Origin of the sequence: Acinetobacter sp. YH12116 (assembly GCF_013418895.1) — a bacterium.
Taxonomy (GTDB): Bacteria; Pseudomonadota; Gammaproteobacteria; order Pseudomonadales; family Moraxellaceae; genus Acinetobacter; species Acinetobacter indicus.
Genome location: NZ_VPBE01000018.1, coordinates 1 through 12,042 on the forward strand (window position 1 = coordinate 1; position 12,042 = coordinate 12,042).

12 protein-coding genes and 1 other RNA gene are annotated in these 12,042 nt (G+C 45.7%); 9 read left to right on the plus strand and 4 right to left on the minus strand.

Features of this window, described 5'->3' with window-relative positions; translation table 11 throughout:
- The first annotated feature begins 260 nt into the window (after positions 1–260).
- Together FTU54_RS10845 and FTU54_RS10850 are read left to right on the plus strand one after the other, a co-directional pair.
- Positions 261–668 carry a nuclear transport factor 2 family protein gene (locus FTU54_RS10845; protein WP_075166817.1) on the plus strand — a complete coding sequence of 136 codons (408 nt, stop codon included), beginning with the start codon at positions 261–263 and terminating at the stop codon, positions 666–668.
- An 82-nt stretch (positions 669–750) separates the two neighbouring features.
- Positions 751–1,863, plus strand: coding sequence for a YheT family hydrolase (locus FTU54_RS10850; protein WP_016659027.1), 1,113 nt, complete (start codon positions 751–753; stop codon positions 1,861–1,863).
- An 83-nt stretch (positions 1,864–1,946) separates the two neighbouring features.
- Here FTU54_RS10850 and FTU54_RS10855 read toward each other — a convergent pair whose 3' ends face one another.
- Positions 1,947–2,363 (minus strand): hypothetical protein, encoded by a 417-nt coding sequence (locus FTU54_RS10855; protein WP_005178512.1) that lies wholly within the window; start codon positions 2,361–2,363, stop codon positions 1,947–1,949.
- A gap of 225 nt (positions 2,364–2,588) precedes the next feature.
- Between FTU54_RS10855 and FTU54_RS10860 the strand changes: the two genes are divergently transcribed.
- From FTU54_RS10860 to rodA, 6 genes are all read left to right on the plus strand, one after another.
- Positions 2,589–4,226 (plus strand): CTP synthase, encoded by a 1,638-nt coding sequence (locus tag FTU54_RS10860; RefSeq protein ID WP_005178510.1) that lies wholly within the window; start codon positions 2,589–2,591, stop codon positions 4,224–4,226.
- Between the two features lie 30 nt (positions 4,227–4,256).
- Entirely contained in the window at positions 4,257–5,114 is an 858-nt protein-coding gene (gene kdsA / locus FTU54_RS10865; protein WP_005178509.1) for a 3-deoxy-8-phosphooctulonate synthase, read from the plus strand.
- Between the two features lie 44 nt (positions 5,115–5,158).
- Complete coding sequence (gene eno / locus FTU54_RS10870; protein ID WP_016659026.1) at positions 5,159–6,448, plus strand: phosphopyruvate hydratase; 1,290 nt, start codon at positions 5,159–5,161, stop codon at positions 6,446–6,448.
- Between the two features lie 7 nt (positions 6,449–6,455).
- The gene (locus tag FTU54_RS10875) at positions 6,456–6,857 is read left to right on the plus strand and encodes a septum formation initiator family protein (protein WP_075167982.1); all 402 of its coding nucleotides are present in this window, start codon (positions 6,456–6,458) and stop codon (positions 6,855–6,857) included.
- On the plus strand, positions 6,817–7,554 hold the full coding sequence (ispD, locus tag FTU54_RS10880) for a 2-C-methyl-D-erythritol 4-phosphate cytidylyltransferase (RefSeq protein ID WP_180074747.1): 738 nt from the start codon (positions 6,817–6,819) through the stop codon (positions 7,552–7,554). The genes FTU54_RS10875 and ispD overlap by 41 nt, the downstream gene beginning before the upstream one ends.
- 106 nt (positions 7,555–7,660) lie before the next feature.
- On the plus strand, positions 7,661–8,797 hold the full coding sequence (gene rodA / locus FTU54_RS10885; RefSeq protein WP_005178500.1) for a rod shape-determining protein RodA: 1,137 nt from the start codon (positions 7,661–7,663) through the stop codon (positions 8,795–8,797).
- Positions 8,798–8,844: 47 nt separating this feature from the next.
- Here the strand turns inward: rodA and FTU54_RS10890 are convergent, their stop codons facing one another.
- Positions 8,845–9,699 (minus strand): YbgF trimerization domain-containing protein, encoded by an 855-nt coding sequence (locus FTU54_RS10890; RefSeq protein WP_180074748.1) that lies wholly within the window; start codon positions 9,697–9,699, stop codon positions 8,845–8,847.
- A gap of 291 nt (positions 9,700–9,990) precedes the next feature.
- Between FTU54_RS10890 and ffs the strand changes: the two genes are divergently transcribed.
- Positions 9,991–10,087, plus strand: an RNA gene (gene ffs, locus FTU54_RS10895) — signal recognition particle sRNA small type.
- 138 nt (positions 10,088–10,225) lie between these two features.
- Here the strand turns inward: ffs and FTU54_RS10900 are convergent.
- Positions 10,226–10,837, minus strand: a complete 612-nt coding sequence (locus tag FTU54_RS10900; RefSeq protein ID WP_005178497.1) for a regulatory protein RecX — start codon at positions 10,835–10,837, stop codon at positions 10,226–10,228.
- Between the two features lie 89 nt (positions 10,838–10,926).
- Positions 10,927–11,970 (minus strand): recombinase RecA, encoded by a 1,044-nt coding sequence (recA, locus tag FTU54_RS10905; protein WP_005178495.1) that lies wholly within the window; start codon positions 11,968–11,970, stop codon positions 10,927–10,929.
- Positions 11,971–12,042: the final 72 nt, after the last annotated feature.

Sequence of the window (12,042 nt, forward strand, 5' to 3'; positions counted from 1 at the left end):
TCATGAAATACGGTATTCTGATGTGACAAAACCTGAATCCTGGTCGTTAAAGTGTTTGTTTGCACTCATATTTTAACTGTTAGGACTCAGGTTTTTTTATTTAAAGCAAACTATGGGACAGCAGTGGGTTGGGAGGGATTCTTGTAGAAAAACCCTTCTAAATCCCCCTTTCTTGCACTTCGTTTTAAAGCAATGCTTTAAAACTTGCTCAGGGGGAGTTTATATAGCAATGAAATATCAAAATAAAAAAGGACCCCAAAATGACCTTACACATCACCAAAACCGCGATTGCCCGTTGGCACCAGATGCTTGAACAGCGTGATATGGCCATCCTGAATGAACTGCTGGCCGATGAGGTGGTGTTTCGTTCTCCGGTGGCCTATCAGCCTTATGCCGGCAAGCAGGTGGTGTTTTTTATTCTGACCAATGTAATTCAGGTCTTTGAGAACTTTAGCTATCACCGTGAATTTTATGCTGCAGACGGTAACAATGTTGTGCTTGAGTTTTCTGCCCAGGTGGGAGATAAAAAACTCAAGGGTATTGATATGATCCGCTTCAATGATCAAGGTCAGATTATTGATTTTGAAGTGATGATTCGTCCTAAAAGCGGCCTCGAAGCTTTGGCTGCCGAGATGGGACAACGGATGGCACAATTTATGCCCACCTGATCTAAGCCCTGAACTCAACTGACTTCATAACATGAGAGAACTAGCATGATATAAGCCAAACCATAAAAGGGGGGAACAAAACATGAAATTTGTGATCCAGAAAATGGCCCAGCTCACCCAGCGCTTGATTGATGAATGGACCGGCGCCGCAGAACCGACCTTATATTTTAATCCCGAAGGTCAAATCCGGCGCTGTATAGATGTTTTACCGCAACTGAAACAGAAATACCGGCCAACCCCGTGGCTGTCCAATACCCATGCGCATCTGCTTTATTTTGACTTAATCAAGAAAAAAACCATCCGCCTGCATTACGATGCCATTGAGCAGCTGAACATGTCCGATGGTGGCGTAACGGCTATTGCCTGGTACGGTCTGCATCTGCCACCACGCACCCCAACCATTATTGTAATGCACACCATTGTCGGAACTGCCGAGAGCATGAGCGAGCTGGTGCGGGATTTACATCAGCAGACCGGCTGGCGTATTGCCTTATGTTTACGCCGTGGTCATGCCAACTTGCCTATGCCGGTTCCGAAAATCTGCCTGTTTGGTTCCACCGAAGATTTACGGGAACAGATCCAGTTTATTCAGAAAAAATTCCCGGTTTCTGCCCTATATGGGGTAGGTTCATCGGCCGGTACCGGTTTGCTGGTGCGTTATTTAGGTGAAGAAGGCGACAAAACGCCGCTAAAAGCTGCTTTTGCACTGTGCCCGGGGTATGACACCGAAATCGGCTTTAACCATGTTCATCCGTTTTATAGTAAGGTCATGACCAAAAAGGTGATTCAGGCCTTTATTGATCCTTATCGGAGTAGCTGGCAGAAAACCAAATCGCTGGCCAAAGTCATTACCGCGCAAAACCTGGCCGAATTTGAACAGGCCTATTTTGAGATGGCCGGCTATCATGATTATGAAAGTTATAGCAAAGCCATTAACCCGATTTATGTGTTCCAGAATGTCAAAATTCCCCTGATGATTTTAAACGCCGAAGATGATCCGGTTTGTCATATTAAAAATCTGGAACCGTATAAAGAAAGTATTCAGAAAATGCCGAATATTATGGTGGTGACCACCAAAAAGGGCAGTCATTGCGGTTTTTATGAAGGTTTAGGTGCGCCACAGTCCTGGGCCACACGTTTAATGGCTGATTATTTAAAGAACCAGCATCAACAGGGTGAACGTTCTTATTCCTGAATGGAACAGCTTCATAAAAAGGCCAATAAAAAACCCAGTACATGGACTGGGTTTTTTTATGCAACAGTGCTTGAAGGCTGAAATCAGTTTTCAAGCGCTGGGGTTGCTGCGGCAATGGCTGCGGCAACAGCGTCATCTTGTGACTGGCTGTCCGGGTCCGGGTTGGCTGGACGGGCTTCTACCGGCTTGTCTTCAGCAGGAGCGGCCTGAGCTGGCTGAGGGGCTGGCGCAGGTTCACGTGGCGTCACTTCACGACGAATTTCAGTTGTGGTGTTTTCAGTTTCAGTACGTTCAACTTCGTATTCCACTGGCGCTTCAGTTTCAGACACTTCTGGCGTTTCTGCTTCAAGTGGCTCGAACTGGGCTGGCTCAGTGATCTGCTCAGTTTGCTGAACCTCAACTTCAACCTGTTCTTCTTCCTGAGGTGCTTCTTTTTTAACACAGGCACTCAGGAATAAACTGGTTGCAATTGCACCACAAATCAAAAATTTTTTGTTCATAATCTAAAAAAGGAGGGTTCAACGAGATGCGCGTATTATAACAGCAAAAAATCAGATGAAAATCCTATGAATAAAATCTAATTTTTTATCGGAAATGCTGATAGAATAGCCAATTGTTTATTGTTCTATGAATTGATGCGGAATGACTTTGCTTTATAGGTGCAGAGTAAAGTAAAATTGCGCAACATTGCAGGCCAGTTTAGGCTCGATTGTACGAGAAACCCAATGACCCATTTTATTTTCGTGACTGGTGGTGTTGTTTCATCACTAGGTAAAGGTATTTCAGCTGCTTCAGTTGCTGCACTTTTAGAAGCCCGTGGTTTGAAAGTAACCATGGTCAAAATGGATCCATACATCAATGTCGATCCAGGGACGATGAGTCCTTTCCAACATGGTGAAGTTTTTGTCACAGAGGATGGTGCTGAAACTGACTTAGACTTGGGTTATTACGAACGTTTCTTGCGTCGTGCGAAGATGACGAAGTTAAACAACTTCACATCAGGTCGCGTGTACCAAGACGTCTTAAATAAAGAGCGTCGTGGTGATTATCTGGGCGGTACCGTTCAGGTGATTCCACACATCACAGATAATATTAAAGAGCGTGTCCTTCGCGCAGGTGAAGGTTATGACGTTGCCATTGTTGAGATTGGCGGCACGGTCGGTGACATTGAATCTCTCCCATTCATGGAATCGGTCCGTCAGCTCATGGTTGAGCTCGGTCATAAACGTACCATGCTGATGCATTTAACCCTGTTGCCATACATCAAGTCTGCAGCAGAGTTAAAAACCAAGCCAACCCAGCACTCGGTTAAAGAATTACTGTCAATCGGTATTCAGCCAGATATCCTGATCTGCCGTACTGAGCACGATGTAGACGCAGATACTACCCGCAAAATTGCACTGTTCACCAACGTTGAAGCGCGTGCAGTGGTGGTATGTAAAGATGCCAAAACCATTTATCAAATTCCACGTACCTTCTATGAGCAGGATGTGGATGATCTGATCTGTGAACGTTTTGGTTTTGATGTGCCAGAAGCAGACCTGTCTGACTGGGATAACGTGGTTGAAGCCTTACTGAATCCGGAATACACCGTACGTGTAGCGATGGTTGGTAAATACGTTGAACTGCCAGATGCCTATAAATCGGTGAACGAAGCGTTATTGCATGCTGGTATTCAAAACCGTGTCAAAGTACAGATTGACTATGTCAATGCAGAAGACCTGGAAAGCCAGGACGTTGCAGCCGTACTGAAAGATGCTGACGCAATTCTGGTCCCTGGCGGCTTTGGTGAGCGCGGTACTGAAGGTAAAATGGCGGCCATCCGTTATGCACGTGAAAACGGTGTACCATTCCTGGGCATCTGTTTAGGTATGCAGCTTGCCGTAATCGAATACGCACGTAACGTTGCCGGTATTGCAGATGCGACTTCAACTGAATTTAACCGCTCAACCAAATCTCCATTAATTGGTCTGATTACCGAATGGTTAGATGAGCGTGGTGAAGTACAGCAGCGTTCAGTTGATTCTGACCTCGGCGGTACCATGCGTTTAGGTGCACAAAAATCAGAACTGGTTGAAGGCACCAAAACCTGTGAAGTGTACGGTTCAGCAGAAATTATTGAACGTCACCGCCACCGCTATGAAATGAATAACCGTTATATTCCTGTTCTTGAAGAAAAAGGCATGAAAATCTCAGGTTATTCACCAGTACAGCACTTGGTGGAAACAGTTGAAATCCCTCAACATCCTTGGTTTATTGCGGTACAATTCCACCCAGAATTTACCAGCTCGCCACGTGATGGACATCCGCTGTTTGCAAGCTTTATTGATGCTGCCAAAAAGCAGTACCAAAACAAGCACTAAGCGGTAAAAGGAATAAACCAGGAAGTTTAAATGTCACAATTAAAAGCACAAGAAGTTGTACGTTTAGGCGATATACAAATGGCAAACCACTTGCCATTTGTACTATTCGGCGGCATGAACGTACTTGAGTCCAAAGATTTGGCCTTTGAAATTGCAGAAACCTATATTGATATCTGCACACGTTTGAATATTCCTTACGTTTTTAAGGCCAGCTTTGATAAAGCCAACCGTTCAAGCCTGAACTCATTCCGGGGCCCAGGCCTGGAAAAAGGGATTGAGTGGCTGGCAGACATCAAAAAACACTTCAATGTTCCGATTATCACCGACGTGCATGAGCCGTATCAGGCTGCGCCGGTGGCTGAAGTTGCTGACATTATTCAGCTTCCTGCCTTTTTAAGCCGTCAGACCGATTTAGTTGAAGCTATGGCCAAAACACAGGCCATCATCAACATTAAAAAAGCCCAATTCCTTGCGCCGCATGAAATGCGTCATATCCTGCATAAATGTCTGGAAGCTGGTAATGACAAGCTGATTCTTTGTGAGCGGGGCTCAGCCTTTGGTTACAACAATCTGGTTGTTGACATGCTGGGCTTTGACATCATGAAAGAGATGAATGTGCCGGTATTTTTCGATGTGACCCATGCGCTGCAAACGCCGGGTGGCCGTGCCGATTCAGCCGGCGGTCGCCGTGCGCAAATCACCACACTGGCGCGTGCCGGTATGGCGACCGGGCTTGCAGGTTTATTCCTGGAAGCGCATCCAGATCCGGATGTGGCCAAATGTGATGGCCCGTGTGCGCTGCGCCTGTCACAATTAGAGCCATTCTTGGCGCAATTAAAAGAATTGGATACTTTAGTTAAAGGATTCAAAAAGTTAGATACTCATTGATGCCCGCAACAGCATCTATTATTCAATCAACTGAGGAATTGTTCATGAGCCAAATCGTTGACATTCGTGCACGTGAAATTTTGGACTCTCGTGGTAACCCAACCATCGAAGCAGACGTAATCTTAGCATCTGGCGTAGTTGGCCGTGCATGTGCACCATCTGGTGCTTCAACTGGTTCTCGTGAAGCTTTAGAACTTCGTGATGGCGATAAAGCACGTTACTTAGGTAAAGGTGTGAAAACTGCCGTAAACAACGTTAACACGCTAATCCGTGATGCGCTGGTGGGTAAATCAGTATTTGAGCAAAAAGACATCGACAATACGATGATTGCTTTAGATGGTACTGAAAACAAAGAAAAATTAGGTGCAAACGCAACGCTAGCCGTATCTTTGGCTGCTGCACGCGCTGCTGCTGATGAAAAGAAAATTCCTCTTTTCCAATACATCGCAGATTTACGTGGTCAAACCATTTTGACTATGCCTGTGCCAATGATGAACATCCTGAACGGTGGTGCGCACGCAGACAACACTGTTGACATCCAAGAGTTCATGATTGAGCCAGTAGGCTTCACTTCATTCGCTGAAGCATTACGTTCAGGCGCTGAAGTATTCCATGCGTTAAAATCAGTATTAAAGAAAAAAGGTTTGAACACAGCTGTAGGTGATGAAGGTGGTTTCGCGCCGAACTTACGTTCAAACGAAGAAGCAATTACCGTAATTCTTGAAGCAATTGAACAGACTGGCTACAAGGCAGGTTCTGACATGATGCTTGCGCTTGACTGTGCATCTTCTGAATTCTACAAGAATGGTCAATACGTACTGGAAGGCGAAGGCAACAAAGCATTCACCAGCAACCAGTTTGCTGACTATTTAGCTGGCCTGGTAAACCAATATCCAATTATCTCAATTGAAGATGGTTTAGATGAATCTGACTGGGAAGGCTGGTCTTACCTGACGTCAATTCTTGGCGACAAGATCCAGTTGGTCGGTGATGACCTGTTCGTGACTAACCCTAAAATCCTGCAACGCGGTATCAACGAAAAAGTGGGTAACTCGATTCTGATTAAATACAACCAGATCGGTACCTTGACTGAAACTTTAGATGCCATCTACCTTGCAAAAGCCAATGGTTACTCAACGGTTATTTCTCACCGTTCAGGTGAAACTGAAGATTCGACCATTGCTGATCTTGCAGTAGGTACAGCAGCAGGACAAATCAAGACAGGTTCTCTATGCCGTTCTGACCGTGTAGCGAAATATAACCAATTACTTCGTATTGAAGAATTGACGAATGCTGCATATCGCGGTAAAGCTGAGTTTAAAGGTTTAAACTAAGCGACAGATGTCAATGTTAAGTGTATTCGACTCGAAATCGAGTAAAGTACTGTTGGGCCTTGCGATCGTTCTGATCGCAGGGTTTCAATATTTATACTGGTTTGGTGAAGGTGGTTATCGTGAACATCAGGAACTGACCCAGAAAATACAACAACAAACCGAACTCAATAATGAATTAAAAGAACGTAACCGGGTTTTGGCCGCGGAAGTTTATGATTTAAAAAATGGTGTAGAAGCCATCGAAGAACATGCCCGTCTTGATCTGGGCTTAATTAAACCACATGAAACTTTTGTACAGATGAGTACCATCAGTACCCAATATAAGCCGATTTATATCAATCCGAATGCCCAGGTAGATTTACGTACCAATGAAGCACCACAGCCAGCTGCAACAACCCCTACACCATAAACTTTGGGCCGTTATTCCGGCAGCAGGCTCGGGCAGTCGCTTTTCCAAATCCGAACTCAAGCAATATCAGATGATCCAGGACCACACGGTGCTGGAGCATACGGTAGCGCGTTTAAATCAGTTGCCGCTGGCAGGTTATGTGCTGGCCATTGGTGCGCAGGATGATGTGGCCCAGCGTTTGCCGTTTGCACATCAGGATAAAGCTCATCTTTGTCTGGGTGGCGCAGAGCGGGTCAACTCGGTACTGAATGCCTTGCAGTATTTATCTGCTATTGCATCGGATGAAGACTGGGTGCTGGTGCATGATGCCGCGCGTCCCTGTGTGGCGGTTGAAAACTTATATGCGCTGGTGAATCAGGCGGTACACAGCAACCAGAGTGCCATTCTGGCCATTCCGGTCCGTGACACCCTCAAGCGCGTAGAGACGCAGCAGCAGATTCAGACCACAGTAGACCGTGCCCAGCTGTGGCAGGCGCAAACCCCGCAAATGGCGCGTTTAGGTGAGCTAAAACGCGCGATTGAACAGGCATTGGCGCAAGAGGTGAATATTACCGATGAAGCCAGTGCGTTGGAGCATGGTGGCTATCCGGTACAGGTGGTACAGGGACGCTCTGACAATATTAAAATTACCTATCCCGATGATCTGGAGCTGGCGCGTTTAATTCTGCAAGCCCAGCACGCCGGAAGTACTGCATAAAAAATCTTTGCTGAAATCATGAGTCGGGTGTGTATTTCCGATTCACTCTGCGCATAGTTCATCCTATAATTGCCGATGATTTGTTATCTGGATTGAATGGGGCGCAATGATACCTTCTCAGCAGTATCGTTTTTTACGTCACTCTTTACGTGATGGAAGAAGCATTAAAAGCGATACCTCTCGCTGGACCAAACTACACCTCGATCCTTGGCTATTATGCTTCCTGATCCTGAATGCAATTTTAGGGCTGATGGTGGTGTATAGTGCCACCGCACAGGATATGGGAATGGTGATGCGTCAGGGCATCAGCTTTGGTATCGGCTTTATTGCCATGTTTATCTGTGCGCAGATTCCGCCCAAGGTCTATCAGGCCGCCAGTCCCTATTTTTATGCCCTGGCCGTGCTCATGCTGGTACTGGTGCTGCTGATTGGTGAAACCCGCATGGGGGCCAAACGCTGGATCAGTCTGCCCGGTATTGGCAGTATGCAGCCCAGTGAATTCATGAAATTTACCATGCCACTGATGATGGCCTGGTATTTTGCTCGTAAACCGTTTCCACCCAAATTCCTGCAAATCGTCGGTGCGCTGGTGCTGCTCGGCATTCCTTTTGTGCTGGTGGCGCTACAGCCGGACTTGAACATTGGCCTGATTATTCCGGGCATTTTTGTATTGTTTCTGAGCGGCATGTCCTGGCGTTTAATTGGCGGGGCATTTGCGGCGATGGCCATTGTTGCACCGCTGGCCTGGATGTTTTTATTACAGGAATATCAAAAGAAACGGATTTTAACCCTGTTTGATCCGGAATCTGATGCACTCGGCGCTGGCTGGAATATTATTCAATCTAAAATTGCCATTGGTTCGGGTGGTCTGACCGGTAAGGGCTATCTGGAAGGCACTCAGTCGCATTTGGGTTATTTGCCGGAGCATCATACTGACTTTATTATGTCGACCTATGCTGAAGAATTTGGCTTCTTTGGCGTATTTTTACTGTTCGCGCTGTTTGCTGCAATTATTATCCGCTGCCTGATTATCAGCCTGAGCTGTTTTCATAATTTCGGTCGCCTATATGCCGGTGCAGTTGGCTTGACCTTCTTCTTCTTTGTGTTTTTAAACTCCGGTATGGTCAGCGGGATTTTACCGGTAACCGGCGATCCATTACCGTTAATGAGTTATGGCGGTACGGCTGTGGTCAGTCTGCTGGCCGGGATGGGCATTGTTATGTCAGTACATACCCATCGTTAAACACGATCCTGCTGTTATAAAAAAAAGCCTCATCTGAGGCTTTTGGGTTATGAGCTTTTCACAAAGCCTGCTTCCTGGGAAGACGGGTATTTGGTCAGCAGGGTGCTACGATACTGCGCGGCTAGTGCATCATTCTTGTCGACATTTTTGGCAATGCTATACAGACGATACACCGCATTAGAGGCTTTAGACGAATTTGGATATTTGCTGGCAACAATTTCAAAATTCTTTTTGGCTTCGTTGTAGTTGGTTGGTTCAATTGCCAGATTAAACTCGGCCAGCCAGAAATAGGCATTGCTAATATACACGCTATTCGGATGGTTTTTAATAAAGTTCTGCATCGGGGCAATGGCTTTTTTTGCACCGCCTTGTTTATAGGCATCCAAAGCGATGGTATAGGCCGCTTTTTCCAGTTCTTCCGTCGAGCTTTGTGTGCTAACCACGGTGGTCGCTGCTGGTGCTGGGGCAGCGGTATTATTTATGGGGTTACTGGTGGGTTGGCTGCTGCTGGCTGTACTGGGAGAACTATCCTGTTGATTATCCTCCTCTACAGCAGGTGCTGCTTCCGGATCAATTTTCTGATTGAGCAGTTCAAGACGCTGGTCTAAATCGGTATAACGGTTGGTCAGTTCATGCTTGAGCTGGGCAATCTCGTTTTCCTGTTCTTCCATTTTGCCACGCAGGGTGCGAATATCATTTTCAAGCTGCTGGTTTTTTTGCATCAATTGCCAGTTCAGGTTGGTGGTGACCGGAGCGCCGCTATTGGAGGCGCCAATGGCCGCCGGGGTGCTGGCGCTGCCGCTGTTCTGACTTAAGCCGCGTGATTCAATGGGAATATTGGCCAGTGCTGGCGCAGAGCAGAGCAGGGTGAGTGCACAGAGTGTATGCTTTTTTAGCATCATTTTCATATCCATCTTTTATCTTTACTGGGAATGAGCGGGCAGGAAAGGGCTCATTCCAAATCATCATCATGTGCACATTAAAAACGGCCCGAACCCGAATTGCAATAAGCTTTTACAAAGTTGTCATGAATTAGGCGTCTGTCAAAATTCTCGGAATTCTGTTGCAAAATAACCAATTAAATACAAACTGTTTTTTTAATAATCAAATAGATGGCTGATTTATATAAAAGCGCAATCAGGACTTGCAAGTTCAATAAAATTGTCTATACTCTGTTTCTGCAATGGTAGCTCTGCCGGTTACTTCGCAATTTCACCCTGTGAACCCCGCCAGGACCGGAAGGTAGCAACGGTAGCAGACGTGGGATGTGCCGAAGCTTTGCTGGTAGGGTTGCCACCATTTTTATAATTCTTAGAATATCGCTTTTTTCTTTTTAATTTCCTTTCGATTTAATCCCTATATTATTTTCTTATATTTGTCGATGTTTCATCCTAGTTAGATGCTTATCTATATCTATCAATTCACTCTTTAATCTTCTGCTTTACGGTTAATCGCCTTCATAATCGCATCCATTTCAAAACCACGATACATTAAAAAGCGGATCTGTCTGGCTTTCAGTTTCGGGTCTTTCGTGACATCAGGACCAAACTTTTTAACTTTTAATTCGTAGGCTTGCTGCACCCAGTCGGTTTCTTTCAGTTCTTCTGAAATTAAAGCGGTATCAATTTTTTTGCTTTTCAGCTTCATTTTAATCTGATTGGGGCCTTTGCCTTTGCGCTTTTGGCTGGACAGCAGGGTTTCGGCCACACGCTGGTCACTCTGGTAATTCTCGCGTGACAGTTCATCGACCAAAACGACCACTTCTTCACGGTTTTCTGCATACAGCGCCAGTTTCTCAATCAGTTCAGCTTTGGAATATTCTTTACGGGTCAGGACTGCAAAGGCATAAGAGCGCAAACGTGAACCGCTTAAACCGGGTTTGTGTTCCTGACTGTTATTATGATCGAATAAACGTTCTTCAGGATCAAATTCAGGCGGGGCAGTTGCAGATACAGATGGTGCTGGCTGATCTTCTGCATCGCCAAATTGCTGCTTTAAGGTTTCATAGTCCAACAGTTTAGTGAATTTCGCATCTGACATAAGCATCTCGCAGAAAAGGGCCATCAGCATAATAACAAAACGCCCCGTAGGGCGTATTGTGTAATGTCTAAAGTCTCAACAGTTGAGTCTTACAGATCTAATGAAAAGTCAGGTTCCTCTTCGTCTTTTTCTTCAACCACGTTGCCTGTGGTTAATAGCTGTTCACGAATCAGTTTTTCAATGGTCTGTGCCAGTTCAGGATGTTCTTCCAGATGGCGAATGGTATTGTTTTTACCTTGGCCAATCTTTTCACCTTGATATGAATACCAAGCACCAGCTTTTTGCACAATCTCTTGCTGCACAGCCAGGTCGACCAGTTCACCTAAATGGTTCACACCTTTGCCGTACAGAATCTGGAACAGCGCTTCACGGAACGGAGGTGCCATCTTGTTCTTCACCACTTTTACTTTGGTTTCAGAACCGACAATTTCATCACCTTCTTTGACCTGACCAACACGGCGAATATCTAAACGTACTGAGGCATAGAATTTCAGTGCGTTACCACCAGTGGTGGTTTCCGGGCTACCAAACATCACACCAATCTTCATACGGATCTGGTTAATGAAGATCACCATACAGTTAGAACGTTTGGCATTACCGGTAATTTTACGTAGCGCCTGGCTCATCAGACGAGCCTGCAGGCCCATATGTGAATCACCCATTTCGCCTTCAATTTCGGCACGAGGGGTCAGGGCTGCAACAGAGTCGACAACGATCAGGTCAATTGCGCCTGAACGTACCAGCATGTCTGCAATTTCTAGCGCCTGTTCACCGTTGTCCGGTTGTGAAACCAGCAGGTTATCAATATCTACACCCAGTTTGCGTGCATATTGAGGATCAAGAGCATGTTCGGCATCAATAAAGGCACAGGTGCCGCCGGCTTTTTGACATTCCGCAATGGCTTGCAGGGTCATTGTGGTTTTACCTGAAGATTCAGGGCCATAAATTTCAATAATACGGCCTTTTGGTAAACCGCCAATACCGAGCGCGATGTCCAGCGTTAATGAGCCGGTAGATACTGCTTCTACAGCCTGTACGGTATTGTCACCAAGACGCATTACTGTGTTTTTACCAAACTGTTTTTCAATCTGGCTTAGGGCAGCATTTAGCGCCTTGCTTTTATTCTCATCCATCTTACAACCTCAATACGATGTCACCAAACTATATACTCAAGTGGATGTATGTACTTCAAACTCTTTCCACCC

Coding starts and splice junctions, on each gene's coding strand:
- recA (WP_005178495.1), bottom strand. CDS start 11,970: ATGGATGAGAATAAAAGCAAGGCGCTAAATGCTGCCCTAAGCCAGATT.
- ispD (WP_180074747.1), top strand. CDS start 6,817: ATGAAGCACCACAGCCAGCTGCAACAACCCCTACACCATAAACTTTGG.
- FTU54_RS10845 (WP_075166817.1), top strand. CDS start 261: ATGACCTTACACATCACCAAAACCGCGATTGCCCGTTGGCACCAGATG.
- FTU54_RS10890 (WP_180074748.1), bottom strand. CDS start 9,699: ATGATGCTAAAAAAGCATACACTCTGTGCACTCACCCTGCTCTGCTCT.
- kdsA (WP_005178509.1), top strand. CDS start 4,257: ATGTCACAATTAAAAGCACAAGAAGTTGTACGTTTAGGCGATATACAA.
- rodA (WP_005178500.1), top strand. CDS start 7,661: ATGATACCTTCTCAGCAGTATCGTTTTTTACGTCACTCTTTACGTGAT.
- FTU54_RS10900 (WP_005178497.1), bottom strand. CDS start 10,837: ATGTCAGATGCGAAATTCACTAAACTGTTGGACTATGAAACCTTAAAG.
- eno (WP_016659026.1), top strand. CDS start 5,159: ATGAGCCAAATCGTTGACATTCGTGCACGTGAAATTTTGGACTCTCGT.
- FTU54_RS10850 (WP_016659027.1), top strand. CDS start 751: ATGAAATTTGTGATCCAGAAAATGGCCCAGCTCACCCAGCGCTTGATT.
- FTU54_RS10860 (WP_005178510.1), top strand. CDS start 2,589: ATGACCCATTTTATTTTCGTGACTGGTGGTGTTGTTTCATCACTAGGT.
- FTU54_RS10875 (WP_075167982.1), top strand. CDS start 6,456: ATGTCAATGTTAAGTGTATTCGACTCGAAATCGAGTAAAGTACTGTTG.
- FTU54_RS10855 (WP_005178512.1), bottom strand. CDS start 2,363: ATGAACAAAAAATTTTTGATTTGTGGTGCAATTGCAACCAGTTTATTC.